At 60.5% G+C, this 25050-nt stretch carries 18 protein-coding genes; 12 read left to right on the top strand and 6 right to left on the bottom strand.

The features are described 5' to 3' along the window. Positions 1 to 6: 6 nt before the first annotated feature. The 3 genes from ACK6D9_RS10980 (at position 7) to ACK6D9_RS10990 (ending at position 5144) form a co-directional block, all read left to right on the top strand. Positions 7 to 1410 carry a sensor histidine kinase gene (locus ACK6D9_RS10980; RefSeq protein WP_412051687.1) on the top strand — a complete coding sequence of 468 codons (1404 nt, stop codon included), beginning with the start codon at positions 7 to 9 and terminating at the stop codon, positions 1408 to 1410. Continuing rightward, positions 1407 to 4457 carry a bifunctional [glutamine synthetase] adenylyltransferase/[glutamine synthetase]-adenylyl-L-tyrosine phosphorylase gene (locus tag ACK6D9_RS10985; RefSeq protein WP_412051688.1) on the top strand — a complete coding sequence of 1017 codons (3051 nt, stop codon included), beginning with the start codon at positions 1407 to 1409 and terminating at the stop codon, positions 4455 to 4457. The genes ACK6D9_RS10980 and ACK6D9_RS10985 overlap by 4 nt, the downstream gene beginning before the upstream one ends. Before the next feature lie 288 nt (positions 4458 to 4745). Further along, complete coding sequence (locus ACK6D9_RS10990; RefSeq protein WP_322988294.1) at positions 4746 to 5144, top strand: response regulator; 399 nt, start codon at positions 4746 to 4748, stop codon at positions 5142 to 5144. Positions 5145 to 5171: 27 nt separating this feature from the next. Here the strand turns inward: ACK6D9_RS10990 and ACK6D9_RS10995 are convergent, their stop codons facing one another. After that, positions 5172 to 6260 (bottom strand): PAS domain-containing sensor histidine kinase, encoded by a 1089-nt coding sequence (locus tag ACK6D9_RS10995; protein ID WP_412051689.1) that lies wholly within the window; start codon positions 6258 to 6260, stop codon positions 5172 to 5174. A gap of 256 nt (positions 6261 to 6516) precedes the next feature. Here ACK6D9_RS10995 and ACK6D9_RS11000 point away from each other — a divergent pair, with 256 nt between their 5' ends. The 4 genes from ACK6D9_RS11000 (at position 6517) to ACK6D9_RS11015 (ending at position 10727) form a co-directional block, all read left to right on the top strand. Continuing rightward, entirely contained in the window at positions 6517 to 6876 is a 360-nt protein-coding gene (locus ACK6D9_RS11000) for a response regulator (protein WP_412051690.1), read from the top strand. 265 nt (positions 6877 to 7141) lie between these two features. Then, positions 7142 to 8311, top strand: a complete 1170-nt coding sequence (locus tag ACK6D9_RS11005) for an alpha/beta fold hydrolase (RefSeq protein WP_412051691.1) — start codon at positions 7142 to 7144, stop codon at positions 8309 to 8311. Beyond that, positions 8311 to 8679, top strand: a complete 369-nt coding sequence (locus ACK6D9_RS11010; RefSeq protein ID WP_412051692.1) for an STAS/SEC14 domain-containing protein — start codon at positions 8311 to 8313, stop codon at positions 8677 to 8679. Before ACK6D9_RS11005 ends, ACK6D9_RS11010 begins: the two co-directional genes overlap by 1 nt. Positions 8680 to 8897: 218 nt before the next feature. Continuing rightward, on the top strand, positions 8898 to 10727 hold the full coding sequence (locus ACK6D9_RS11015) for a methyl-accepting chemotaxis protein (protein ID WP_412051791.1): 1830 nt from the start codon (positions 8898 to 8900) through the stop codon (positions 10725 to 10727). Positions 10728 to 10790: 63 nt separating this feature from the next. Here ACK6D9_RS11015 and ACK6D9_RS11020 read toward each other — a convergent pair whose 3' ends face one another. The 3 genes from ACK6D9_RS11020 to pepN form a co-directional block, all read right to left on the bottom strand. Beyond that, positions 10791 to 10970: a cytochrome b/b6 domain-containing protein gene (locus tag ACK6D9_RS11020; RefSeq protein ID WP_412051693.1), complete on the bottom strand. Its 180-nt coding sequence runs from the start codon at positions 10968 to 10970 to the stop codon at positions 10791 to 10793. A gap of 66 nt (positions 10971 to 11036) precedes the next feature. Next, entirely contained in the window at positions 11037 to 13439 is a 2403-nt protein-coding gene (locus ACK6D9_RS11025; protein WP_412051694.1) for a PAS domain-containing sensor histidine kinase, read from the bottom strand. Between the two features lie 289 nt (positions 13440 to 13728). Beyond that, positions 13729 to 16371, bottom strand: a complete 2643-nt coding sequence (gene pepN, locus ACK6D9_RS11030) for an aminopeptidase N (protein ID WP_412051695.1) — start codon at positions 16369 to 16371, stop codon at positions 13729 to 13731. A 297-nt stretch (positions 16372 to 16668) separates the two neighbouring features. Between pepN and ACK6D9_RS11035 the strand changes: the two genes are divergently transcribed. The 3 genes from ACK6D9_RS11035 (at position 16669) to ACK6D9_RS11045 (ending at position 20782) form a co-directional block, all read left to right on the top strand. Beyond that, positions 16669 to 18966 carry a xanthine dehydrogenase family protein molybdopterin-binding subunit gene (locus ACK6D9_RS11035; RefSeq protein ID WP_412048568.1) on the top strand — a complete coding sequence of 766 codons (2298 nt, stop codon included), beginning with the start codon at positions 16669 to 16671 and terminating at the stop codon, positions 18964 to 18966. A 271-nt stretch (positions 18967 to 19237) separates the two neighbouring features. After that, entirely contained in the window at positions 19238 to 20149 is a 912-nt protein-coding gene (locus tag ACK6D9_RS11040; RefSeq protein ID WP_322989033.1) for a DMT family transporter, read from the top strand. A gap of 219 nt (positions 20150 to 20368) precedes the next feature. After that, entirely contained in the window at positions 20369 to 20782 is a 414-nt protein-coding gene (locus tag ACK6D9_RS11045) for a universal stress protein (protein WP_322989031.1), read from the top strand. Between the two features lie 87 nt (positions 20783 to 20869). Here ACK6D9_RS11045 and ACK6D9_RS11050 read toward each other — a convergent pair whose 3' ends face one another. After that, entirely contained in the window at positions 20870 to 22177 is a 1308-nt protein-coding gene (locus ACK6D9_RS11050) for an MFS transporter (protein WP_412048569.1), read from the bottom strand. Between the two features lie 184 nt (positions 22178 to 22361). Continuing rightward, a complete protein-coding gene (locus ACK6D9_RS11055) occupies positions 22362 to 23249 on the bottom strand; it encodes a uracil-DNA glycosylase (RefSeq protein WP_412048570.1) in 888 nt (295 codons plus the stop codon). Between the two features lie 144 nt (positions 23250 to 23393). Here ACK6D9_RS11055 and ACK6D9_RS11060 point away from each other — a divergent pair, with 144 nt between their 5' ends. Together ACK6D9_RS11060 and ACK6D9_RS11065 are read left to right on the top strand one after the other, a co-directional pair. After that, the gene (locus ACK6D9_RS11060; RefSeq protein ID WP_412048571.1) at positions 23394 to 23720 is read left to right on the top strand and encodes an ArsR/SmtB family transcription factor; all 327 of its coding nucleotides are present in this window, start codon (positions 23394 to 23396) and stop codon (positions 23718 to 23720) included. Next, the gene (locus ACK6D9_RS11065; RefSeq protein WP_412048572.1) at positions 23714 to 24985 is read left to right on the top strand and encodes a hypothetical protein; all 1272 of its coding nucleotides are present in this window, start codon (positions 23714 to 23716) and stop codon (positions 24983 to 24985) included. Before ACK6D9_RS11060 ends, ACK6D9_RS11065 begins: the two co-directional genes overlap by 7 nt. Positions 24986 to 25050: the final 65 nt, after the last annotated feature.

The raw sequence follows: 25050 nt of genomic DNA on the forward strand, positions 1-25050 counted from the left end.
GGTTCGATGATCCGTCTGCGCGCCATGCTCAGCACCACTGCGGTGCGGCTTTCGGCGCTTTACCTCGGCCTGTTCGCGCTCTGCGCGGTGGCGCTGGTATTTTACGTCACCTCCATCTCGGTCGGCATGCAGCACGAGCGGATCCAGGCGGTAATCGGCAGCGAACTGCGCATTATTGGTGGCGCCTACCGCTCCAACGGCATCGCCGGACTGGTGCGTTCGATTGAGCGCCGCGCCCGCCAGCCCGGTGGCAATCTCTACGCAATCGCTTCACCGACCGGCGAACTGATTGCCGGCAACATTGCCGCCATTGCCCCGGGCGTGCTTGACGCCGAGGGCTGGACGGCGTCGCCCTTCCGCTACGAGCGCATTGGCGATACTGCCAGCGACGACCACCAGGCGCTGGCCCAGGTGGTGTTTCTGCCCAACGGCATGCGGTTGATGGTGGGCCGCGACATCGGCGAACGTGAACAGGCCCGCGGACTGGTTCGCCAGGCGCTCGTCACGGCTCTGGCGATCATGTTTGCCGGCGCACTGGGGATCTGGTTTTTTGTCGGCCGTCGTGCGCTCAAGCGCATCGATCACATGTCGGAAGCAAGCAAGAAAATTCTGGCCGGCGACCTGTCGCAAAGGCTGCCGGTGAACGGGTCGGGCGATGAGTTTGACCGCCTGAGCCTGTCGCTCAACACCATGCTGGGCCGGATCGAACGGCTCAATGAGGGCCTGCGCCAGGTCTCCGACAACATCGCCCACGATCTCAAGACTCCGCTGACCCGGCTCAGAAACCGTGCCGAAGCAGCGCTTGCCAGCGATGGCGGGCCGGAAGCCCAGCAGCAGGCGCTTGAACAGATGATCGCCGACAGTGACCAGTTGATCCGCACCTTCAATGCGTTGTTGATGATCAGCCGGGTGGAGGCGGGATCATCCACCGCGCAGATGAGCCAGGTCGATCTGTCGGGCCTGGCCGCGGACGCCGCCGAACTTTACGAGCCAGTGGCCGAAGAAGAGGGGATCAGCCTGACCGCAGATATCGCGCCGGGGCTGACGATTTTGGGCAACCGCGAACTGCTGGCACAGGCGCTGTCGAACCTGATCGACAACGCCATCAAATATGCGGGTGATGGCGATGCTTCAACCATCAATATCAGGCTGGTGCGGGAAAAGGCGATGGTGCGGCTTTCGGTGATCGACAATGGTCCCGGGATTCCCGCCGATCGCCGCGAGGATGTGGTCAAGCGCTTTGTGAGGCTCGATGAAAGCCGTTCAAAACCGGGCACCGGACTTGGATTGAGCCTTGTCCAGGCGGTGGCGGCGCTGCATGGTGGGTCATTGGAACTCACGGACGCGACGCCCGATGCCGAGATCAACCCCGGCCTGGCCGCGACCATGGCCCTGCCAGGGAAAACATGACCGAACCGCAAGCCCAAGACCGACACCAGGACAGCGCTCAGGACCGATTGATCGATCTCGCCGAAAGTCCGATCCGGGCGCAATCGGCCACTGCCGCCAAATCCGTGGCTGCCGATCTCAAGCCGTTGGGCGCCGAACATCCCGAGATTGACGTGTTGCTGGCCGCCAATGGCGCCGCGCGCGAGTTTGTGCTGGCAGCACTGGCGCTATCGCCCTATCTGCGCGAACTCGCCCTTGCCGACCCGCAAACGCTCAGCCTGGCGCTGACCCGGCCAGCGGCAGAACTGGTTTCCGAAACCATCGCCGGCGCCAGGGACTGCTGGCGCAACAGCGATGGAACCCTTGCCAGTGAAGCCGAACTGATGCGCGATCTGCGCCGTGCCAAGCGGCGGGTGGCGCTCACATTGGCGCTCAATGATCTGGCGCGGCTGATCGATTGCCGCATGACCACCTTGTCGCTGAGCATGCTTGCGGATGCGGCACTGGGGGCGGCGTTCGACCATCTGCTGCGCGCCGGCCACGATTCAGGCAAGCTCAAGCTTCCGGACCCGGACCGTCCCAGTACCGATTCCGGCCTGATTGTGCTCGGCATGGGCAAGCATGGCGCCGGCGAGCTTAATTATTCCTCCGACATCGACATTGTCATCTTCTTTGATCCGGATGCCGGCATCGTCGTCGACAGTGAAGAGTCGACCGACATTTTTGCCCGCCTTGTCCGGCGGCTGGTGCGGATCATGCAGGAGCGCACCGGCGACGGTTACGTATTCCGCACCGACCTGCGGCTGCGGCCCGATCCGGGCTCGACGCCGCTGGCGTTTCCAGTCGAAGCGGCGCTCAATTATTATGAAAGTCGAGGTCAGAACTGGGAGCGTGCAGCCTTCATCAAGGCCCGTGCCGTGGCCGGTGATCAGGCCGCCGGCGAACGCTTCCTGGACGAACTTGTGCCGTTCGTGTTTCGCAAATATCTCGATTTTGCCGCCATTTCCGATATTCACTCGATCAAGCGGCAGATCCATGCCCATCGAGGCTTTGGGGACATTGCGGTCAAGGGCCACAACGTCAAGCTCGGTCGTGGCGGCATTCGCGAAATCGAGTTTTTTGTCCAGACACAGCAGCTGATCGCTGGTGGTCGCATGCCCAAGCTCAGACGCCGGCGCACCGACGAGATGCTGGTGGCGCTGGCCCGCGCCCGGTGGATCGACACCGTCACCGCACGCACGTTGGCCGAAAGCTACTGGTACCTGCGCAACGTCGAGCACCGCATCCAGATGGTGCATGACGAGCAGAGCCATACCTTGCCTGAAACAGAGGCCGAGCTTGCCCGCATTGCGTTGATGATGGGCGAAGCCGATACCGCAGCATTCGGTCAGACCTATGTCGCCGTCCTCAAACGCGTCGAGGAATGTTACGCGGCGCTGTTCGAGAAGGAGGCGGGGTTGTCGGGAGAGCTCGGCAATCTGGTGTTTACCGGCGAGGACGACGACCCCGGCACACTCAAGACGCTGGCCGAACTGGGGTTTGAACGTCCCGCCGACATCGCCCGCATCATCCGCACCTGGCATTACGGCCGCTACCGCGCCACCCAGTCTGTCGAGGCACGCGAACGGCTGACCGAATTGACGCCTGAACTGCTCAGGGTGTTCGGCGCCACCAAGCGTGCCGACGAGGCGTTGCTTCGCTTCGATGCCTTCATCGCCGGGCTTCCGGCAGGCATTCAGCTGTTCTCTCTGATCGGCAGCAATCCGGCGCTGATGTCGCTGATGGTGACGATCATGGCGTCGGCGCCGCGGCTGGCCGAGGTGATCGCCCGCAAGCCGCATGTGTTTGACGGCATGCTCGATCCGGGCTTGATGGCGGAATTGCCGACCCGGGATTACCTGGCCGAGAGGCTGGAGGCGTTCCTGCAAGGTGCCAGCGCCTATGAAGATATTCTCGACCGGCTCAGGATCGTTGCGCTCGAACAAAAGTTCCTGATCGGGGTGCGGTTGCTGACCGGGGCGATCGCACCGGAACGGGCTGCACGTGCCTTTTCCCACCTGGCCGACCTGATCATTGGGGCTGCCCTCGATGCCGTCCGCCAGGGCATGGAGGAGGCCCATGGTCGTGTGCCGGGGGGGCGTGCCGCGGTGATCGGCATGGGCAAGCTCGGCAGTCGCGAACTGACCGCCGGCTCCGATATCGATATCATACTGCTTTACGATCACGATCCGGATGCTGATGAATCCGATGGTCCCAAGCCGCTTGATCCGGTGCGTTACTACACCCGCCTGACGCAGCGCCTGGTGGCCGCGCTTTCGGCGCCGACCGCCGAGGGTATTCTCTATGATGTCGACCTCAGGCTGCGCCCTTCGGGCAACAAGGGCCCTGTGGCGACCTCGATCCGCGCCTTTGCCAAATACCAGGCCGAGGAGGCCTGGACCTGGGAGCATATGGCACTCACCCGCGCCCGTACGGTAGCCGGCGAAACCAGCCTTTGCGACGAAGCGCGGGCGCTGATCGACGAGGCGTTGGCGCGGCCGCGCGAAGAGCGCAAGCTCAAGGCTGATCTGGTGGAAATGCGCGATTTGATTGAGCAGGAAAAGCCTCCGCGCGACATCTGGGACGTAAAGCTGATCCCCGGTGGTCTGATCGATATCGAGTTCATCGCCCAATATCTCTCGTTGCGCGCCCGTGCCGGCGGCTGGCTGCCTGATGATCAGGCCGACAATGAAGCCGCCACGGCGGTTGATCCAGCCACCGGACAGGCAGCCCCCAGACCTGATCCCGGCGAGTGCACCGGCACCGATGTCACGTTGAAGACGCTGGGGCCGGAGGCCTTGGGCCAGGAGGTGACCGAGGAATTGCGCCGGGCACTGGCGTTGTGGAGCGGCCATGCACAGATCGTGCGGTTGTGCACCGAGGGCGCGTTTGCACCCAGCGAAGCACCTGCCGGCCTGATCGAGCTCGTCACCCGCACCGGCGAGGCACCCGACATTGCCAGCCTGGAAGCCGATTTCAAGACCACTTCCAAACGCGTGCGTGCGCTGTTCAAGAAGATCACAGGGTAGCAATCGGCCTCAGGCGCCGCGCTGGCCTCTCGGCTTTCTGCGGTCCAGCCGGATATGCCGGGCGTAGCAGGGGCAGGGTTCGCGTTTAGTGGGCACCGGGTTTGGATTTCGCGTCCTTGTCTTGTTTGTGTTTCCGTGCAGGTCCGTGAACCTGTTATGTGAAGGGATCGTGTAAAGCGGATCTGGCTTTTGGTTGGACATCGTGGCATCAAACAATGACCGTGCGCTGTGGCGACGGGATCGGGGAGTGTTGGTGCTCAATTGCCTGCGCCAACCATCGGAGCTGACATGAACAAGAAGATCGTTGTGATTGATGACGACCAGTTTGACATATCCATGCTGCGGCGCGGGTTTGAGGCTGCTGACGTCGAAATAGAGCTGGTCTCTGTCATCGACAGTAGCCGCGCAGTGTGCGTGATCCGGGACGAAAATCCCGATCTTGCCGTTGTCGATCTCAGCATGCCGCACCCGAATGGCTTTGTCGTGCTGGCCGAGGTTCGCGCTGACGCACAAATTTCGCACCTCAAGGCGATGATATTGTCGGGTTCGACCAGTGTTCATGACGAGCAAAAGGCGCACCAGCTTGGTGCGAACTGGTATCGGGTAAAGCCTGAAACACTCCAAGGCTATCGCCTGTTGGCCGCGGAAATAGGCGAGTTTGCCGCCGCCGCGCCGAGCCAGAAATAGACACTATGCTCCAGCCTGACGCCTTGCCTACGTAGCGTCCGGGCCGGACAATATCCACGCATTGGCAGTCCAGCAAATGGTCGCGCCTGGAGTGAACTTCGGTTCACCTATCCAAAGATGACCGCCCCGTGAGGCTACCAGTCGGGCGACTGTCGACAGGCCGAAGCCTCGCTTGTTATTGGACGCGTGATCCTTGATCTGCTCAAGCGCGGCTTGTGGGTCGGCAAAGCCCGGGCCGTCGTCGGAAACGCGTATCTCCAACCGTTCGCCGCTTTCCTTGGATTGCTCTACCTCGATCTCAACCCTGAAAGTTGCGTGCTTGAACGCGTTGTCCATCAGGTTACGCAAGACCAACTGCAAGGCCACCGGTTCGGTCTTGAGTATCAGCGTCGGGTAGCTCACCTCGAAATGTGACATTGGATCGAGCAAGGCGATCAGATCGGCACACAGATGCGCAAAATCCACCTCGCCGGTGTTGTCGGTCTCATCGATGAACGATTGGGCATGCAGCAGCACCTCGTCGACCTTCTCCAGCGCGCGACCAGCCACATCCTTGATCATCGTCAGCAATTCCTTTTTGCCATCTCCCTGATCAATGAAGCCGTCTTCTGCGATTTCGGTGACCAGACGGATCTGTCTGAGCGGGCCGCGCAGGTCATGGGCCGCCAGGCCGGTAAAGGCGCTGACCTTCTCACTCAGTTTCTGCATCTCGACCAGCGACTCCAGAGCTTCGAACTGGCGGTGCTTGTACTCGGTGATATCTTCCGCCAGGCCGACGATGCCGATCACCCGGTCTTCGTGGTCGAACAGCGGGGACAGCGTTGTCAGCCACCAGATCTCTCCGGTTTCAAAGCCGAGCACCTCCTCATATTTATGGGCCGCTCGAAGCTCAACGCATTTGGCGTAGTTCGCCGTCACCGTGTCGGCAAACCGCTTTGGCAGCACATCATAGACGTTCTGGGCCTTGAGTTGATTGTTGCTCATGCCGATGGCCGAGGCGAGAAGCGCGTTGACACCGCGGAATACGAAGCTGCCATCCGTTTCAACGTCGAGGATGAAGGCCGGGACCTGCAAATGATCCATCAATTGCTCGAACTGCAGTCTGATGTCGGTCATGGGGCCTCATTTCGGATCCCGGCGGGAAAGTTCTGCGGGGAAGATCCAAGTATCTATCAATACAATGCGCATGGATTAGTCGAAAGGGTGGTAAATTGCTCAATGACAGTTATACGGAGAAATTCATGAGGCGGTTCACACAAGTTTCGTGCAAGTCGGTACTGGCATGTTGTTCACCATCGGAGCCGTTGGGCCCGACTCCGCGAACCGCGTGTTCGAGTAAGCCAGCGCGCTGACAGAGCACGCAGGGGGTGCCATGAAAAGTGTCTTGCTGATTGACGACGATCCCGTCCAGCACAAGATTCTGTCGTTTTTTCTCAAATCGAGTTTCGGCGAAGATGCCGAATTTAACTCTGCGTTCGATCTCGAAGAAGCGGTCGCTCATCTTGAGAATCAGTCGTTCGACGTGATTTTGCTCGACAACCGTTTGGCGCCCTACAAGGACTACACCGATACCATCGACAGGATCCGGGCCGTCAGCCAAGACAGCTTGATCTATCTGATTTCGGCCGCGCGCGATCATGAAAAATTCGGCGACTACCAAACGCGTGGCATTCTCGGTGTGATTGACAAGTTCGAGCTGCGAGAGTCGATTACCAACGGCCTTCTGAGTTAAACTGCGACGTCGGATGCGCTTCGCGCGGTCAGCGCTGCCCAGTGATCACGCTCGGTGCTGTGAAGGGGCGGTGATGCATAATCCGCCAACCGGTTCCTACCCATGCATACCGCGGCGGACGGGTAGTGCTCTGCGATCGCGACAGCGGTCTGCTGTATGTCAAACTCGAGGCACAATGTAGGTCTAGTTTTTTCTCTGTCTTATCCACGGTGTGATCGGCAATCCCGATGACGCTGGTTTACATATACTGACAAGGAAAAAACACATGTCCGACCAGTCCTGCACGGCTCCCCGCCATGAGCACTCCGTTCCGTGGTTCTGGCCGATGGCCGCCGCCATCGAGATGGAGCAGACGGGGATGAAACTGTTTCGTGATAATCTTCGCTTTGTCGCCGAAGCCGAGAAGATAAAATCCCCGCCACCACCGGAATGGGCGTCAGAAAACCGGATCGCGCTGGATCTGGACACGATGCGGCTTCGCGATTTTTCCACCGGCGACAGCGATGCGCTGCCGGTGATCATTGACGCACCCTATGCCGGTCATTCCGCCACCATTGCCGATTACGCCAAGGGACAGAGCCTGGTCGAAACGCTGATGCAATCAGGGCTGACTCGGGTGCTTGTCACCGACTGGAAAGCGGCGACCGAAGCGATGCGGGATTATGATATCGATACCTATCTGGCTGATCTCAACCTGGCCGTCGATCACCTTGGCGGCCGCGTCGCGCTTGTCGGGCTGTGCCAGGGTGGCTGGTTGTCGGCGATGTATGCCTGCCGGTTTCCCGACAAGGTAGCGTCGCTGGTTCTGGCCGGGGCGCCGATCGACACCGATGCCGGTGATGGCCCGATCAAGAAACTGGCGCACGCCATGCCGCTCAGCCTCTATCAGGAGATGGTTGCGGCGGGACATGGCCGAATGCTCGGAAAATACATGCTGGCCGGCTGGAAGAACATGCATCCCGGCGAGCAGTATCTGGGCAAGTTTCTCGATCTTTACGCCCATATCGAAAGCCGAAGCTATATCACCCGCACTGAGCGGTTCGAGCGCTGGTACGAAAATCCACTCGACCTGCCGGGCGCTTATTATCTTCAGGCCATCGAGCTGCTGTTCAAGCAGAACCGTTTTGCCAAGGGCGAGTTCACCGGGCTCGGCCGCAAGCTCAACCTGAAGGATGTGACGTGCCCCGCTTATCTGCTGGCGGGAGCGCAAGACGATATCACCACAAAGGAGCAGGTGTTCGCGGCTGCCGAGCTGTTGGGCACGCCGCAGACCGACATCGTCAAGCAACTGGTGCCCGGCGGCCATATCGGCCTGTTCATGGGGTCGCGCACGCTCAAGGACGTCTGGCCCGGCATCGCTGACTGGATACTCACCAAGGGGGCACGACCGGCCACGGAAGCGAATGCGCACAAACACAAGGGAGCAACGAGCTGATGATCACGGTCCTTGAAGGCTATCCCGATGACGTACTGGCGGTTTCGTTTACCGGCACGGTGACCGCCAACGATTATGAAACCGTGCTGGTTCCGGAGACCAGCCGCCGCGTCGACCAGCATGGCACCATCCGCCTGCTTTGCCAGATGGGACCGGAGTTTGAAGCGATGGCGCCGGGCGCGATGTGGTCAGATACCAAGCTTGGCCTGTCGCGATGGTCGGATTTCGAACGGCTGGCCTTTGTCAGTGACGTCGGCTGGCTGCGTGATGCAATCATGATCTTCGCACCGGTACTGCATTATCCGGTGCGCACCTTCGCCAATGCCGAGCTTGCACAAGCCCGCGCCTGGGTGCTTGAAGGCAAGTAACCTGCTTCATCACGCGGCCCTCACGGAAGGAGCTTAACGCGTCAGGTTCATGGAGCAGAAACCTAGCGTTAAAACCGGTGTATGAGGGAATAGCGACGGGTGTGTCAAAACGGCTCATACCCAAATCTCGCCTATCACCTGTATGTAATAATTAATCGCGTCTCACGATAACCGACCCTACTTGAAACACCTCCAGCATGGGTTGGGCCAGTACAATGATGAGCAATTTCCGGATATCGACGAGACTGTACGTGCTTGTCGGCCTAGCCTTGGCGGTGTTCACCGCAGCGGCAGTTTACAAACTCTATGAATCCCACGATTCGATGGTGGTTGAGCGCAAGGCCAAGCTGAGCGCGATGAACGAAAACGTCACCACCATGCTCGCGCATTTTTATGCCATGGAAACCTCCGGTGAATTGACCCGTGAAGAGGCCCAGACACGCGCGCTCAACGCCGTTCGGCCAATGCGCTACGAGGGCAACGGTTATTTCTGGATCAACGATCTGTCCAACTTCATGGTCATGCACCCGATGCAGCCGGCGCTTGAAGGCAGCGATCTTGCCGATATGAAGGACCCAACAGGCAAGTACTTCTTCCGGGAATTCATCGAGGTGGTGAAAGCCCACGGCCAAGGTTTCGTCGAGTATTATTGGCCCAAGCCGGGCAGTGAAGAGCCAGTGCTCAAATATTCCCACGTGGCCGGATTCGCGCCTTGGGGCTGGGTGATCGGCACCGGAGTCTATGGCGACGATCTGGCCGCAATGTTCAGCAAAAACGCCATCAACACCGCCATTATCCTGGGGCTGGGCGCGCTGGCGATCATCCTGTTCTCGGTTGCCATCGTCCGAAGTGTCGTCACCCCGATCGGACGGCTGAATGAGACCATGAATGCGATTGCGCAGGAAGATGTCAGCTGCGAAGTGCCCGAGACCGGCCGCAAGGACGAAATCGGCGAGATGGCTGCCGCGGTTCTGGTGTTGCGTGACAGCGTTCACGAGCGTCTGCAATTGAAAGAGCGTGAAGCCGAACAGCAGCAGTATCTCGAGAGCGAACGTGGCGAAAGCGAACGGCGCCAGCAGCAGATCAACCAGACCCAGAGCGATGTCATGGACACGCTGGGGTCGGCTCTGGAACGTCTGGCAAGTGGTGACCTGACCGTCAATATCGGCGAGATTGCGCCCGAATACGGCAAGCTGCGCGATGACTTCAACAATGCAGTCATGTCGCTTGCCGACGTGATCGCCACGATCGCCCAGTCGACTGATGTCGTCCACGCCAGTGCCGATGGCATTTCGGAGGCCGCCAACAATCTGTCGATGCGGACCGAACAGCAGGCCGCATCGCTGGAAGAAACCGCTGCAGCACTCGATGAGATCACCTCGACGGTGCGCAGTTCTTCCGAGCGGGCCAACGAGGCCAACCGCGTGGTCGAAGAGACCCGCCAGAGCACCGATAAATCGGGCCAGATCGTCAACAGCGCCATCACCGCGATGACCCGGATCAAGGACGAATCCGATCGCATCAGCAAGATCATCGGCGTGATCGATGAAATCGCCTTCCAGACCAACCTGTTGGCGCTCAACGCCGGCGTCGAGGCGGCGCGTGCCGGTGAGGCGGGCAGGGGCTTTGCCGTGGTCGCCCAGGAAGTGCGTGAATTGGCCCAGCGCTCCGCCACTGCGGCGCGCGAGATCAAGGAACTTATCAGCAGTTCGGCTACCGAGGTCCAGTCCGGCGTGGCGCTGGTGAAGTCGACCGGTGAGGCGCTCGCTGAAATCGAAGCCTTCGTCAACCAGGTCAATGACCAGGTCAATTCGATCGCCACCGCTGCTCGCGAACAGGCGAGCGCCCTGGCCGAGGTCAACACGGCCATCAACCAGATGGACCAGATGACCCAGCAGAACGCAGCGATGGTGGAAGAAACCAGTGCGGCCAGCCAGACACTGAGCCAGGAAAGTACGCATTTGCACGGCATGCTGCGCAATTTCCGCCTGCCGCAGAACAATGCGGGCCACAACTCGGCTCAACCAGCTTCCGCCCGCGCCGCCTGAGCGCAAAATTGACAATCCGCTTGCAGAACCGGCGCTGGAACCTTTCCGGCGCCGGTTCTGTTTTCAGGAACGTCCGAAACCGATCCGCCGGAGCGTCGCGTCCTTCTTGATATAATGGTGGAAAAGGGCCGCACCCGCATGCCCGATAAGCAGCGCCAGCAGCACCTTGGCGCCAATGCGGTGATGCTGGCCCCGATCGTAGACATCGGCCGGCGTGCCGGAAACCAGCAGCGCAATGATCAACAATGCGGTGAACAAATGCTACCCGGCACCGGCTGAAATCAACCGGACCGTTTTAGAGCTTGCTACTCAGGCTTCGGTGCTTTCGCTCTCCGCAGCCTCGCGGGCGGCCTCGGGCCTATCGGCTTTTCCTGACTTGGCAGTCCGTGTTTCGGGGCAATCGATCGGCACCCGCACACTGACAATGGTGCCTACGCCCTCGGTGGAACGGACCTTCATCGCGCCGCCATGAAGTTCGGCCAGGCTGCGCGAGATCGCAAGTCCCAGACCGGAACCGCCGGTGGATTTGGAAAACTGGTTCTGCACCTGCTCGAAGGGCTGACCGATGCGGCGGAGCAAGGTCTTGGGAATGCCGATGCCGGTATCCTCGATCGTCAGCGTCACCGCGCACGAGGTCTTGCGGGCGCGCACCAGAATGCGGCCGCCGGGCTCGGTGAACTTGACCGCATTGGACAAAAGGTTGAGCAAGATCTGCTTCATTGCCCGGCGGTCGGCATGCAGCGACAGTCGGGGCGAGATTCGTGGCTGAACCTCGATGCCCTTCTTTTCCGCCTGGATTGCCACCAACCGCATGGTCTCTTCCAGCAACGGCGCCAGGTCGACATCCTCGCGCTCCATCTGCATCTGCCCGGACTCGATCTTGGCCATGTCGAGAATGTCGTTGATGACGCTCAGCAGGTGAATGCCGGAACCGTGGATATCGTCGGCGTATTCGGCGTATTTTTCCGACCCGAGCGGACCGAACATCCGCGCCTGCAACACTTCGGAAAAGCCGATGATGGCGTTGAGCGGGGTTCTCAACTCATGGCTCATATTGGCCAGGAATTCCGACTTGGCGCGGCTGGCGGCCTCGGCGCGTTCGGTCTCGATCTGGTAATCACGGTTGAGTTCGGACAACTCCGCGGCCTTGCGGTTAAGCTCTGCCTGGGACGAGGTGAGGTCGCCAATTGTTGCCATCAGCCGTTTCTCGCTGTCGCGAAGTCGCTCCTGATTGCGCTTGAGCGGGGTAATGTCGGTGCCCACCGACACCTGGCCGCCGTCGCGTGTCTTGCGTTCGTTGACCTGCAGCCAGCGACCGTCACCCAGTTGCACTTCGAAGCTCTGCGCACTGCCTGCCGCGCAGGGCACTGCCAGCCGCCGTGCGACCACCGGCCGTGTCGCGGCATTTTCGACCACCGCGCGCGGCGTGCCGGGCGCCAGGATCTCGTTCGGCAGACCGTGGATCTCCTGATAGTGCTTGTTCCACAGCACCAGATTGTCATCACTGTCCCACAGCACAAAGGCTTCGGAGGTGCTTTCGATCGCATCAAACAGCCGCTGATCGGCCTCTGCAGAGTGTTGCTGCAACCGATGCTGTTCGGTCACATCCATGGCGATACCGATCAGATGGGTCTGTCCCGAGCTTGGGTCTACCACCTGCGCCCGGGTCCGCATCCATACGTAATGCCCATTGGCGTGGCGCATGCGGAACAGGTGATCAACCTGCTTGATATCGCCGCTGGCCACTTTCTGTGCGACTTCGTAAAGATCGCCGTCATCGGGATGGATCAGCTGCGAGGCTTCGCCGAACGAGATCACGCTGTCGCGTGGCGACAGCCCGAGCATCTCGTACATCGAGCGCGACCAGTAGAGCCGACCGCGCGCCATGTCCCAGTCCCACAATCCGCAGCGACCACGTGACAGCGCCATGTCGACCCGCCGGTGGCTTTCGAGATAGATGTCATCGGCTTCTTGGGCGCGGCCGGCCTGGCTGAAATAGGCATAGAGAATGACCAGCAGAATGGAGGAGGTGGCGATGAAAAGAGTAACATTGACCGAAACCGCCTGCCGCCAGGCTTCGTCCATGTCCGTGACGGGTGTCAGCGACAACAATGCGCCTACGCCATCGGGCAGCCGGGTCAAGGCGGCCAGGTTTTGTTCGCCGTCAAACTCGATCGCCTGAACTCCGGCGCGATTGCCAAACAGCCACAGCGGTGAGGTTTCCGGCATCAGGCTCGCCGCAGAGCGACCGACCAGATGACGGCCGCCGGCGGTGGCGGCAAACACCCGGTTGGTGGCGTCCAGCACCAGCATATAACGCCCCCCGTTCTGGGATATTGAATCGAGTGCCCGGTTGAGCCGCGCCTCCGTTTCCCAGCGCAATCCTGCGCGCACCGGCGTCAGGTCGACCGACAGCGCGGCGCTCGCTGCCACGGCCGAAAGCGCCGTCAGTTGCTCGGCAGCGGTCTGCAGCCGCTCGCGGCCCTCGTTGATGTTGATGTAGCGAGCAGCGGCCACCACCACCAGGAAAGCGATGATGAGCACGGGAATGAGGCGCTTGAGAAACGGCTCGGCACCAATCAGACGATCATAGGCAGGTTGCGCAAACAGTTTCGCATGCCCGGAAAGCACTCGTCCTGACGCACGTTTTGCGTCTGGTTTGTGAGCATGAATCGACCCTTCGGCCGCAGGAATAGGCTGCGCGTCCGCCATAATTTGTATCTGTCCCCATTGGGATTCGGACAACCGCATCTCCGAATCTGCCCTAATGAATCAAAGGCGATTCGGCTTGTCCAGCCTTAAAAGAAAGGTTCTGTTAACGAGTTGATTTCATGTCGATATTGTTAGAATCGAGTCGCAACTGTTATGGGTCCGGATGCAGCTTGCCACGCCGGTTCGCGAAATCCGATGCGGCGGAACCCCGGCCAAGCCTCAATTGGTGGCTTCGCAAAGGGGCTTAACAGCAGCGGCTGCAGGTGTTTGATTGTTGGCCGACGCGGTCTCAGTCTGGCAGCATGCGGTCGACAATATCGCTCACATCGGCCGAGAGCGCGCCGGCTTCACGGATTGAAACGAGCGCGAGACGGGCTTGTTCTTGCCGTCCAGCTTCCAGCGATTGCCACGAACGAAGGGCAGTGAGAATCCGTGCAGCGAGTTGCGGATTGCGCTTGTCGATGGCAATTACCTCGCGTGCCAACAGCCGGTAGCCGGCGCCGTCGGCGCGGTTGAAACCGGTGGGGTTGCCTGCCGAGAAGGCGCCGACCAACGCGCGCATGCGGTTGGGGTTGGTGCGATCGAAATCCGGACTGGCAAGCAGTTGCTCGACCCGGTCACAACTGTTTGCACCCGGCGCCATTGCCTGGATCGTGTACCATTTATCAAGCGCCAGCGGATTGTCGGCAAAGCGCGTCCGAAAGCTCTCCAGCGCCTCCCGGGTCTCTTCCGCGCCGGCAAACTGGTATACCAGCAATTGCAGCGCCTGTGCCATCATGGTCATGTTGTCGGCCGCATCGAACGCCTTCTTGAGCCGGTCCGGCCAGCCTTCGGCGATCGATGCATAGGCCATAGCCGTGGCTGCCAGTGCCCGCTTGCCGGCATCCGCCGCATTCGGGCTGTAGGCACCCTTTGGCGCGCCGTCAGCCAGCGCGGCAAAGGTTTCCAGACCGGCATGTGCCACTTCCATCATCACCGCTTCGCGGGCTGTGTGAATAGCGTCAGGGTCGATATTGCTGCCGATCTCGCGGGCGATGTCGCTTTCAGCGGGCAGTGTCAGCGCTTGGGCGCGGAAGGCCGGCTCGAGGCTCTCATCGGCTGCCGTGGCGATAAGGATTTCAGCCAGTTCGGCGACCGACGGCAGTTTGCGGTCGTCGCGGGTAAGCTGAGCCGCACTTATCAGGCTTCGGGTTGCATGGTCGTTGATCGCCTGCCATCGGGCCACGCCATCGCTGTCAAAGCGGGCGATATGTGCCAGATCAGCGATGCTTTGTTCCATGGCGATATTGACCGGGGCTGAAAAGCCGCGATTGATCGACAGCACCGGCCGCTCGGGCACATCGGCAAAACGGAAGGTCTGTTTGCGTTTGGTCAGGTGAAATACGCCGTTCTCGGCCCCGCCACCGCTGGGTTGCCCCTCGAATTCGCGACCATCGGGCAGGATCAGCCCATAGGCCAGCGGAATATGCATCAGCGCCTTGCGTGACTGCCCGGGCGTCGGCGCCAGCGACTGCTCGAGTGTCACACTGAAAGCCTTGTCGGCTTCGTTCCAATCGGTCGACACGGTGACCGACGGGGTGCCTGCCTGGCTGTACCAGAGTGCGAACTGTGTCAGGTCACGGCCGCTGGCGTCTGTGAAACAGGCGAGAAAATCTTCGATGGTTGAGGCGTCGCCATCATGCCGCTCGAAATACAGATCCATGCCCTTGCGGAAATCATCCGCGCCCAGAATGGAGCGGATCATGCGCACCACTTCCGAGCCTTTTTCATAGACGGTTGCCGTGTAGAAGTTGTTGATCTCACGATATTTTTCCGGACGCACCGGATGGGCGAGTGGACCCGCATCCTCGGGGAACTGATGCGCCTTGAGCAGCCGGATTTCGGCGATGCGCTTGACCGGCGCCGAGCGCTGGTCGGCCGAGAAAGTGTGGTCGCGATAGACCGTCAGTCCTTCCTTCAGGCAGAGCTGGAACCAGTCGCGGCAGGTGATGCGGTTACCCGTCCAGTTGTGAAAATACTCATGCGCGATAATCGCCTCGATATTGGCGTAGTCAGCGTCGGTCGCCGTCTCCGGGTCAGCCAGTACGTATTTGTCGTTGAAGACATTGAGCCCCTTGTTCTCCATCGCCCCCATGTTGAAATCCGACACCGCGACGATCTGGAAGATATCGAGATCATACTCCCGCCCATAGACTTCTTCGTCCCATTTCATCGAGCGCTTGAGGGCGTCCATCGCATAGCCGGCGCGGGCTTCCTTGCCGTGCTCGACATAGATCTTCAGCGCCACGTCGCGGCCGCTCATGGTGGTGAAGCTGTCTTCGATCATGCCGAGGTCGCCGCCAACCAGCGCGAAAAGATAGGAGGGCTTGGGGTGCGGATCAAACCAGGCGGCGAAATGGCGGCTTTCGTCATAGTCACCGCCGCCGAGGAAATTGCCATTCGACAGCAACAGCTTGGCATCGTCTTTGCGGGCTATGACAGTAATGGTGTAGACCGCAAGCACATCCGGCCGGTCATAGAAATAGGTGATGCGGCGGAACCCTTCGGCCTCACACTGCGTGCAATAGACCCCGCTGGAGCGGTAAAGCCCCATCAATGTGGTGTTGCTTTCGGGCGAGATCGTGGTGGAGACTGTGATCTCGAACGGGCCGCTTTCGGGCAGAGCGCGAATGGTCAGCCTGTCAGGCGTCGCCGCGTAATTGGCTGGATCAATGTCAGTACCATCAAGCTGCAGACCGTCGAGCGTTAATTCGTCGCCATCAAACACCAGCGCCGCGTCCGCCGCCACGCCTTCGCGCCGGTGCAGGATCACCCGCGAGACTACCTTGGTCGCCGCCGGGTCCAGTTCGAACGTAAGGTCGATCCGTTCGACAACGAAATCCGTAGGTCGATAGTCGTCAAGCTTGAAGACCTGTCCCGATTCAGTCCGCATATGAAATACCCCGCACTATTCAATATTGGTCCGGACGCTATCACAGAGGATGCTGCTATGGCGTTAATGCTGAAGCGTTAATATGCTCGGCATCGCCGGGGTACGGCAATTTCATCACTTAGAGTGGCTTACGACCATGGCTTTGCCACTGTTTTACCGGTTGATCGCGCCTGCTGCATCAGCTGGCGGATGAGAGGCAGGGTGGTCTCCGTTTGCCTCGACAAATCGTCCAGGCACTCTAAATATAGACTGGAATCGCGCATGTGCCCGACGTCCAAGCATTCAACAGGAAATACCATGAACATCGCCACCCCAAAATTCGGAGTCGGCGCATCCGCGTTGCGCAAGGAAGACCCTAAGCTGATTCGCGGTGAGGGCGCCTTTACCGATGACATCACCGCCGAAGGTGAATTGCGTGGGTACGTGCTGCGCTCATCCTATGCTGCGGCCCGGTTCAGCTTCAATGATCTCGACGCGGCGCGTTCGGCCGACGGCGTGCATCTGGTGCTGACTGCCAAGGATGTGGCCCATCTCGGCCCGGTGATCTGCCAGACGCCGCTCAAGCAGCCCGATGGAACCCGCCACGCGCTCAAGCACACACCGCTTTTATGCGACGGCGAGGTACGTCACGTCGGCGACGCGGTGGCTTTTATTGTCGCCGACACGCTGGCGCAGGCCCAGGAAGCCTCGGAGCTGATCGACATTGATTGGAAAATCAGTAACGCCCATGTCGACCTCGCCACCGCGCTCGATCAGGACCGGCCGCTGGTCTGGCCGGATCTGGGCACCAACCAGGCGTTCTTGTACCGGGTTGGCAATGCCGAGGCGACCGAAGCTGCTGTCGCCAGCGCCGATCATGTGACGACCGTCCGTTTCGTCAATAACCGACTGGTCTCCAATTACATGGAACCGCGCGCCTGTCTCGCCGAATGGGATGGTGAGGCTGGAAAATTCACGCTGACGCTCGGCTCGCAAGGTGTTCATTCCATTCGCCGTACGCTCGCCAAGGACGTGTTCGGCATGGACCTCGACGCCTTCCGGGTTGTCACCCGCGATGTCGGCGGCGGCTTTGGCACCAAATCGTTCAATTATCGCGAATACCCGCTGGCGCTGGAAAGCGCGCGGCAACTCGGTCGGCCGGTCAAATGGGTCTGCGACCGCACCGAGCATTTCCTTGCCGACGCCCATGGCCGTGATCACCTCGTGACCGCGTCGCTGGCGCTCGACAAGGATGCCCGTATCACCGGGCTGCAGATCGACATTCTCGCCAATATGGGCGGCTATCTGAGCCAGTTCGGTCCCTATGTGCCAACTTTTGGCGGCTCGATGGCGACCGGTGTCTACGACATCGCCAATCTCGATTTCAAGCTACGCGGGGTCTACACCCACACCACGCCGGTCGACGCCTATCGCGGCGCCGGGCGCCCCGAAGCGGCGTTCCTGATCGAGAGGCTGATCGACGCCACCGCGCGCGAAATCGGCATGCCGGTGGCAGAACTGCGCCGGCGCAATTTCATCCGGCCCGAGCAAATGCCCTATATGACCCAGGGCGGGCGCAACTACGATGTCGGCGAATTTGACGGCCACATGACCCGGGCACTGGAAAAGGCGGGCGCGGCAAGTTTTCCCGAACGAGCAGCCGAGGCTGCAACGCGCGGCAAGCTGCGCGGCTTCGGTACGGCCGTCTATATCGAGGCCTGCGCCTTTGCAGGTTCCGAACCTGCGAAGCTGACGCTCGATGCCGATGGTGGCGTAACCCTTTATATCGGCACCCAGACCAATGGTCAGGGCCATGCCACGGCCTATAGCCAGTTCGTTGCCGACAAGATCGGCATTGATTTTGACCGGATCACGGTGCGCCAGGGCGATACCAACGAACTTGCCAGGGGCGGCGGCACCGGCGGTTCGAGATCGATCCCGCTTGGCGGCGTCTCGGTCAACCGCGCTTCCGAAGTATTGGCTGACAAGATCAGGAAGCTGGCCGTCGATGAACTCGAAGCCTCGGCCGCCGATATCGAGTTGGTCGAAGGTTCGGCGCGGATCGTCGGTACCGACCGGGTGCTCAGTTTCGCCGAGATCGCCCGCGTCGCCAAGTCCGATGAAGACCGCACCGGCGAAGCCGATGTGGTGCAGGACGAGGCAACCTATCCCAACGGCACCCATATCTGCGAGGTCGAAATCGATCCGGAAACCGGCCATGTTGAAGTTATTGCCTACACCATCGTCGATGATTTCGGCGTTACCGTGAACCCGGTGCTGCTTCTGGGGCAGGTGCATGGCGGCGTCATGCAGGGTATCGGCCAGTGCCTGAGCGAAGGCGTGGTCTATTCTGAGGACGGACAATTGCTGACTGCGAGCTTCATGGACTATGCCATGCCGCGCGCCGACAGCGTGCCGTATTTTGATTTCGAGACCCGCAATGTTCCCTCGACCACTAACGCCATGGGAATCAAGGGGGCGGGCGAGGCCGGCACCATTGGCGCCTGTCCGGCGGTGGCCAACGCGCTGGTCGATGCGCTCGACCGAGCCCGCGGCGTGCGCCATATCGACATGCCGGCGACGCCGCTACGGGTCTGGGAGGCGCTCAACATTTAGATCAGGCATCGGGTGAAGACGGGGCCCATCAGCAAAGTGCAGCCCGATCATCAGCTTATTTGATCGGACGCCAGCCAGCTGACGGGCTATGGTCCGGTGGTTTGCCTTCTGATCTGCCGCCACGTTTGCCGGTCCAATTGCAAGCCCGGTGTGTCCCTGTCTACGGCCCGCATGAAAGGAAATTCAAGTGAGTCAAAAAAGCCCGGTTGAGACCGAGACAAAAGCGGCGCGACTGGATGTGTCATCAACTCCGGCGCAGAGCGCATCGCCGATGGTTGGAATCGGGCTCAAGGTGATGTCGGTCTGTGTCTTCGTCAGCATGTCGACCTTGATCAAGGCCGGCGGTGAGGGCCTGCCTGCGGGGCAGATCGTGTTCTTCCGCTCGGCCTTCGCCATCGTTCCGATCTTGGTCTATCTGGCTCTGCGCGGACAGCTTGATGGCGCCTGGCGCACCGCCAACCCGCTGTCGCATGTAATGCGCGGTCTGGTCGGCGTCATGGCCATGGGGTTTGGGTTTTACGGCCTGATGCAACTGCCATTGCCCGATGCGATCGCCATTGGCTACGCCATGCCGCTGATAGCTGTGGTATTCGCCGCGGTTTTCCTGCGCGAGACCGTGCGCATCTTTCGCTGGTCGGCGGTGGCCGTTGGTCTTGGCGGGGTGATGATCATCTCCTGGCCGCGGCTGAGTCTGTTCAGCGACGGCTTCGGTTCCGGCGAAGCGCTCGGCGCGGTTGCGGTTCTGATTTCCGCCTCGCTCGGCGCCACCGCCATGATTCTGGTGCGCAAGCTGGTTCTGACCGAACGGACGCCGACGATCGTGCTCTATTTCTCGCTCACAGCCACAGTTCTGTCGCTGGCCACGATTCCCTTTGGCTGGGTCGTGCCGGACTGGCAGACACTGGTGCTGATGGCGCTGGCCGGATTTTGTGGCGGTCTCGGGCAGATATTGCTGACCCAAAGCTACCGTCATGCCGATGTATCGACCATCGCCCCGTTTGAATACACCTCGATCATTCTGGGTATCGTCATCGGTTATGTCGTGTTTGGCGACGTGCCGACCTGGACCATGCTGACCGGTACCGCGATTGTCGTCAGCGCCGGTCTGTTCGTCATCCTGCGCGAGCACAGGCTCGGGCTTGAACGTCGGGCCCAGCGCCGGCTTGTCACCCCGCAGGGATAGTTGGCACCCTGCATATTGGTATGGCTCGGCGTAGGGTGCGGTGCGCCGCACAAGGTATATAGGGTCAGAATTTCAGTATTACCGCCTGATATTGACCAGTTGACACTGGTCAAGGCGCCGTCGTTTCGGATTTGCTCCAATAGGCGCATCGAAACGGCGCGCCCTGTTTGCGCCGTCGATCACGCCCAATTCTGCGGCTGATCCTGAAAGGAGCAAGAAATGTATTCAAAGATCATGGTGCCGGTCGATCTCACGCACGCTGTTCAGCTCGAAAAGGCGCTGACCACCGCGGCAGATCTGGCAAAGCTTTACAATTCATCCGTGACCATTGTTGGCGTGGCTGGCGCTGAACCGGGGCCGGTGTCGCATAATCCGAAGGAGTTTGCGGCCAAGCTCGACGCTTTTGCTTCAGATCAATCCGTCAGGCACGGCGTGACATTTGCAGCCATGGCCAAGACCTCGCATGACCCCGCGGTGGACCTTGATTTCCGGCTCAAGGAAGCAGCGGAAGAACTTGGCGCCGACCTGGTGGTCATGGCCTCGCATGTTCCGGGATTTCTCGACCATTTCTTCTCATCCAAGGCCGGTTACCTGGCTTCTCACGTGGGTATTTCCGTGTTCATCATCCGGTAGCCCACCGCCCGGACGCACCAGCTGCGGGTCAAGTCTGACCGGCCCGTGCCCGGTGTTTAGCCAGGGATTTGGGCGGTGCCCGGTCGGTCAAACGGTCCCGGGAGGAGTGTCGGCGTCGGCTTCCGCTTCTTCGGGCTCTTCCTCCGGGTCGTCGTTATAGGCCGGGTCAGAACGGGGATCGAGCTCGGCGGTTTGCGGGGTCTGTTCGCGCATCGGCGCCATCATCAGGAAGTCCGAGCGCGTCTCTTCGGAGGGCTGCTCGCGACGGCTGATGCGCCAGGCGGCATGGCCGCTATAGGTGGCAAAACAGATCGCCATGGCTGCAAACAGCGCAAACGGGCCAAGCCCGTCCATTGCCAGGCCGATGATGATCGGTCCGATCATGGTAGCCACGCCATAAATGATCATCAGACCACTCGACACCTCGACGAATTCATCGGCCTCGGCATGGTCATTTGCATGCGCCACGTTGAGCGAATAGATCGGAAACAGCACCGTGCCCAGCACCAGCATCAGGGCGAAGAACATCATTCGGTTTTCAACACCGAACACGGCGGTCATGCTGCAGGTAATGACGCCGACGAGGCCGGCAAAAATCATCACCTTGCGGCGATCCATCCGGTCCGAAGCGCGGCCAAGCGGATACTGGAAAATCGCTCCGCCGACCATCGCCACGGCCAGCATCGAGGCACCTTCGGTTGTCGTGAGGCCGAGTTGCGAGGCATAGACCGGGCCCAGCCCGTTCCATCCGCTGGCGATCAGGCCGGCAAGAAGCGTGCCGATGACTGCCGCCGGCGAGCGCCGGTAGAGCGCAGGCACATCGAATTTCACTTGGGTCAGCGGTTGCGGCGACTGTGCGCTCGATAGCGCCGTCGGCATGATTGCCAACGAGCAGATCAACGCGCAGACCATGAACAGGGCCGGCTGCATGACGTCGCCAAACGGCACCACATACTGACCGAGCATGATCGCCGACATGGTCACCATCATGTAGACCGAAAACAGAGCACCGCGATTTTCATTGCTGACCTTCTCGTTGAGCCAGCTTTCGATGATCATGTAGCCGCCGGCGATGGAGAAACCGGCCAGCGCCCGGATCAGCACCCAGGCCATCGGGTGAACCACCAACGAATGCAACAGAAACGACATCGCCATCATTGTCGTCAGCACGCCGAACACGCGTACATGGCCGACGCGCAGCACCAGCCGCGGCGTGATGATGCAGCTTGCGGTGAACGCAATTGCATATCCGGTGGCAATTAGCGAAATGGCGAAGGTTGACCAGCCTTCTTCCACCGCCCGGATCGGGATCAGATAACCGGAGAGTCCGACCGCTGCCAGCATGAAAAATGTCGAAAGTAGCAGCGATGCCACCGATCGTACGGACTGGATCATGGCGGCTCTTCCTACCAACAAAAAAAACGGCCTTGCCGTTCTCCCGTGTGTTCTCTGGAGAAGGGAAGACCCAATTACACTGCGATTCTAGCTGGATCATGCCATGGCAAATTGCGACGGGAATGCCCGATTGCGACTTCGCAAAAATATTTTCGATGTGGTGGGAAATTGGCGAGGCGACGGGTTAGCCGGCAGCCAGTGCCTCCAACCGTTCCTGCAAGGATAGCAGGTCAGCCCAGACAAACCGTTTTTGTGCCGGGTTGCGCAGCAGATAGGCCGGGTGCAGCGTCGGCAGCGCCGGGATCGGCGCGTCGCCAACCTGATAGTCCATCCAGTTGCCGCGTATCGACAAAATTCCCTTGTCGGTGTTCAGCAGCGACTTGCTCGCGACGTTGCCGAGCATGACAACGATCTTTGGCGCAGCCAACGCCACATGGCGCTCGATAAACGGCCGGCACAGCTCGATCTCGTGCGGGGCAGGGGTGCGGTTGCCTGGCGGCCGCCAGGGAATCATGTTGGTGATGTAGGCGCTGTCGCGATCGAGCCCGATGGCAGCCAGCATGCGGTCGAGCATCTGCCCGGCACGGCCAACGAAAGGCGCTCCCTGCAGATCCTCGTCACGTCCCGGAGCTTCGCCGATAAACATCACCGGCGCTTCAGGGTTGCCGTCCGCAAATACCAGTGATTTTGCGCTGTGGCGCAAGTTGCAACCGGTAAAACCATCAAGCGCCGCGCGCAGTTCGGAAATCGAGTTGGCACTCGCGGCCAGCGCCCGGGCCTGTTCGAACGCAGCCACACCGGGAACGGTCAGCTGCGAGGCTTGCGGATCCGGGGTGAGCGGTTGCGGCGCGGGCTTGCGGCTGATGCTCGGAGCAGGCTGCGGTGTTGGCGCGGCAGGCTGCTGGCCATGTACGACTGCCGCGGGGGCATTAGTCTGCGGTTGCGGCCGTTTGCGCGCCTGAAGCGCCTCGGCTGTCTGCACGAACCGGTCGATGGGCGCGTCTTCGCACAGCTCGCCGACGCCGCTGTCGGCGTAGAAGTGCAGAAGTGCTGCCAGCTCCGCGGAGTTCATTTCATGTGCCATGCCTGCCATCGCCGGATTCTATCTGATGGGCCATGCAGTGGGAAGGGGCGTAATCATCCCGGTCCACCGCGCTGTGCGCCATTACGTCTCTGGGTGCTTGTACGTTCTGACAATCCATGGAATAAAAGAGTGATGAAAACACAAAACGCCGTCAAGATTCTCTCGGTTCTGGCCCATGAAGGGCGCGTGTCGCTGTTGCAAACACTGGTGCAGGCCGGTGAGGAGGGGGCCTCGGTGGGCGCTTTGGCGGAGGCAATCGGGCAAAACCTCAAGACTGTCTCCGCGCAACTGCAACTGATGGCTGATGCCGGGCTGGTGCGCGCCCGCCGCGAGGGAAAACAGATGATTTATTGCGCTCAATACGACACACTTGGCGCGCTGTTTTCCTTCATCATGCATGATTGTTGTGGCGGCCATGAAGACCTGCGCCGCACCGTGCAGCGGGTGTGCAAATGCTGACGCCGGCTTCTGATTCCAATTGCTGCGCGGCGACGCCTGTCGATGTGATCAACAGCGGATGCCATTGCCTTCCGTTTGACGCTGAAACGCGCCGACGTAGGGTGGTCTCCGGCAGCCATGATTCGCGGCTGGAAGGCCTTCTGGCCCATCGGCCCGGGCTCTATGCCGGCACGGCGGTGTTCGTTGCCCGCGACCACTACCTGCAGATGGCGCAATTGGTGGAGGCGGTTGCCCACAGCACGGCAACCGACGATTATGAGACAGCCATTCACGCCCGCGATCCAGGCATCGACCTCATGCGCCAGCGGAAAAGTCAGAGCCTGCTGATGGGCTTCGATTTCCATATTTCGTCCGACGGGCCGCGGCTGATCGAAATCAACACCAATGCCGGCGCAGCCTTCCTCGCCAAGCAATTTGCCGAGCCCGGATCGTCCTGTTTACCTGTCGGAACAAACCGTCCGGATTTTACCGAGTCCCGGCTCGATGATCTGCTGGTGTCGATGTTCTTGGACGAATGGAACACTCTGCGACCGGGCAAACCGCTTGGCACGCTCGCCATTGTCGATGAGAAACCCGAAAGCCAGTATCTCTACCCCGACATGCTGCTTGCTGCCGAACTGCTCAATTCGCGCGGCATTCGCACGCTGATTGTCGACCCATCAACACTCGACTATCGCGACCGTGCATTGCGCCATGACGGTGAAACCATCGATATGGTCTATAACCGGCTCACCGATTTCAAACTCGAAGCCGACAGCAACTGGGCGTTGCGGCAGGCCTATCTCGAGGACGGGGCGGTGATCTCGCCGTCCCCGCGTCACCATGCGCTCTATGCCGACAAGCGCAACCTTGTGCTGCTCGGTGGCGATGATGGTGAACCCGGGGCGGTGGAGACCGATCTCCGGGCCATGATTCCGCTGACACAGACGGTCGACATGATCGACGCTGCTGCCGCCTGGAAGGCGCGCAAGACCAAATTTTTCAAACCCGCAGGTGGCTATGGCAGCCGGGCTGCCTATCGCGGCGACAAGCTGACAACGGGGGTCTGGAAGACAATTCTGGAGGGAGGATATGTCGCCCAGCAATTCGTTGCGCCCGCCGCCCGCGGCTTGCTGGTGGGTGGTGTGCCGGTGGAGCTCAAATTCGACATCCGACTCTATGCCTATGCCGGCAAGCCGTTGTTCCCGGTGGCGCGGATGTATGCCGGGCAGACCACGAATTTCCGTACGCCCGGCGGCGGCCTGGCCCCGGTGATCCTGGTTTGATGCCTGCGATCAGGATATGAAAAACCGCCCGGAACGAGGTCCCGGGCGGTTGATGTGTGCGATCA

Source organism: Hoeflea sp. Naph1 (assembly GCF_046837775.1).
GTDB lineage: Bacteria > Pseudomonadota > Alphaproteobacteria > Rhizobiales > Rhizobiaceae > Hoeflea.

Excerpts from the sequence above, each read along its gene's own strand:
- ACK6D9_RS10980 (WP_412051687.1), top strand. The coding sequence starts at position 7 with ATGATCCGTCTGCGCGCCATGCTCAGCACCACTGCGGTGCGGCTTTCG.
- ACK6D9_RS10985 (WP_412051688.1), top strand. The coding sequence starts at position 1,407 with ATGACCGAACCGCAAGCCCAAGACCGACACCAGGACAGCGCTCAGGAC.
- ACK6D9_RS10990 (WP_322988294.1), top strand. The coding sequence starts at position 4,746 with ATGAACAAGAAGATCGTTGTGATTGATGACGACCAGTTTGACATATCC.
- ACK6D9_RS10995 (WP_412051689.1), bottom strand. The coding sequence starts at position 6,260 with ATGACCGACATCAGACTGCAGTTCGAGCAATTGATGGATCATTTGCAG.
- ACK6D9_RS11000 (WP_412051690.1), top strand. The coding sequence starts at position 6,517 with ATGAAAAGTGTCTTGCTGATTGACGACGATCCCGTCCAGCACAAGATT.
- ACK6D9_RS11005 (WP_412051691.1), top strand. The coding sequence starts at position 7,142 with ATGTCCGACCAGTCCTGCACGGCTCCCCGCCATGAGCACTCCGTTCCG.
- ACK6D9_RS11010 (WP_412051692.1), top strand. The coding sequence starts at position 8,311 with ATGATCACGGTCCTTGAAGGCTATCCCGATGACGTACTGGCGGTTTCG.
- ACK6D9_RS11015 (WP_412051791.1), top strand. The coding sequence starts at position 8,898 with ATGAGCAATTTCCGGATATCGACGAGACTGTACGTGCTTGTCGGCCTA.
- ACK6D9_RS11025 (WP_412051694.1), bottom strand. The coding sequence starts at position 13,439 with ATGGCGGACGCGCAGCCTATTCCTGCGGCCGAAGGGTCGATTCATGCT.
- pepN (WP_412051695.1), bottom strand. The coding sequence starts at position 16,371 with ATGCGGACTGAATCGGGACAGGTCTTCAAGCTTGACGACTATCGACCT.
- ACK6D9_RS11035 (WP_412048568.1), top strand. The coding sequence starts at position 16,669 with ATGAACATCGCCACCCCAAAATTCGGAGTCGGCGCATCCGCGTTGCGC.
- ACK6D9_RS11040 (WP_322989033.1), top strand. The coding sequence starts at position 19,238 with ATGGTTGGAATCGGGCTCAAGGTGATGTCGGTCTGTGTCTTCGTCAGC.
- ACK6D9_RS11045 (WP_322989031.1), top strand. The coding sequence starts at position 20,369 with ATGTATTCAAAGATCATGGTGCCGGTCGATCTCACGCACGCTGTTCAG.
- ACK6D9_RS11050 (WP_412048569.1), bottom strand. The coding sequence starts at position 22,177 with ATGATCCAGTCCGTACGATCGGTGGCATCGCTGCTACTTTCGACATTT.
- ACK6D9_RS11055 (WP_412048570.1), bottom strand. The coding sequence starts at position 23,249 with ATGAACTCCGCGGAGCTGGCAGCACTTCTGCACTTCTACGCCGACAGC.
- ACK6D9_RS11060 (WP_412048571.1), top strand. The coding sequence starts at position 23,394 with ATGAAAACACAAAACGCCGTCAAGATTCTCTCGGTTCTGGCCCATGAA.
- ACK6D9_RS11065 (WP_412048572.1), top strand. The coding sequence starts at position 23,714 with ATGCTGACGCCGGCTTCTGATTCCAATTGCTGCGCGGCGACGCCTGTC.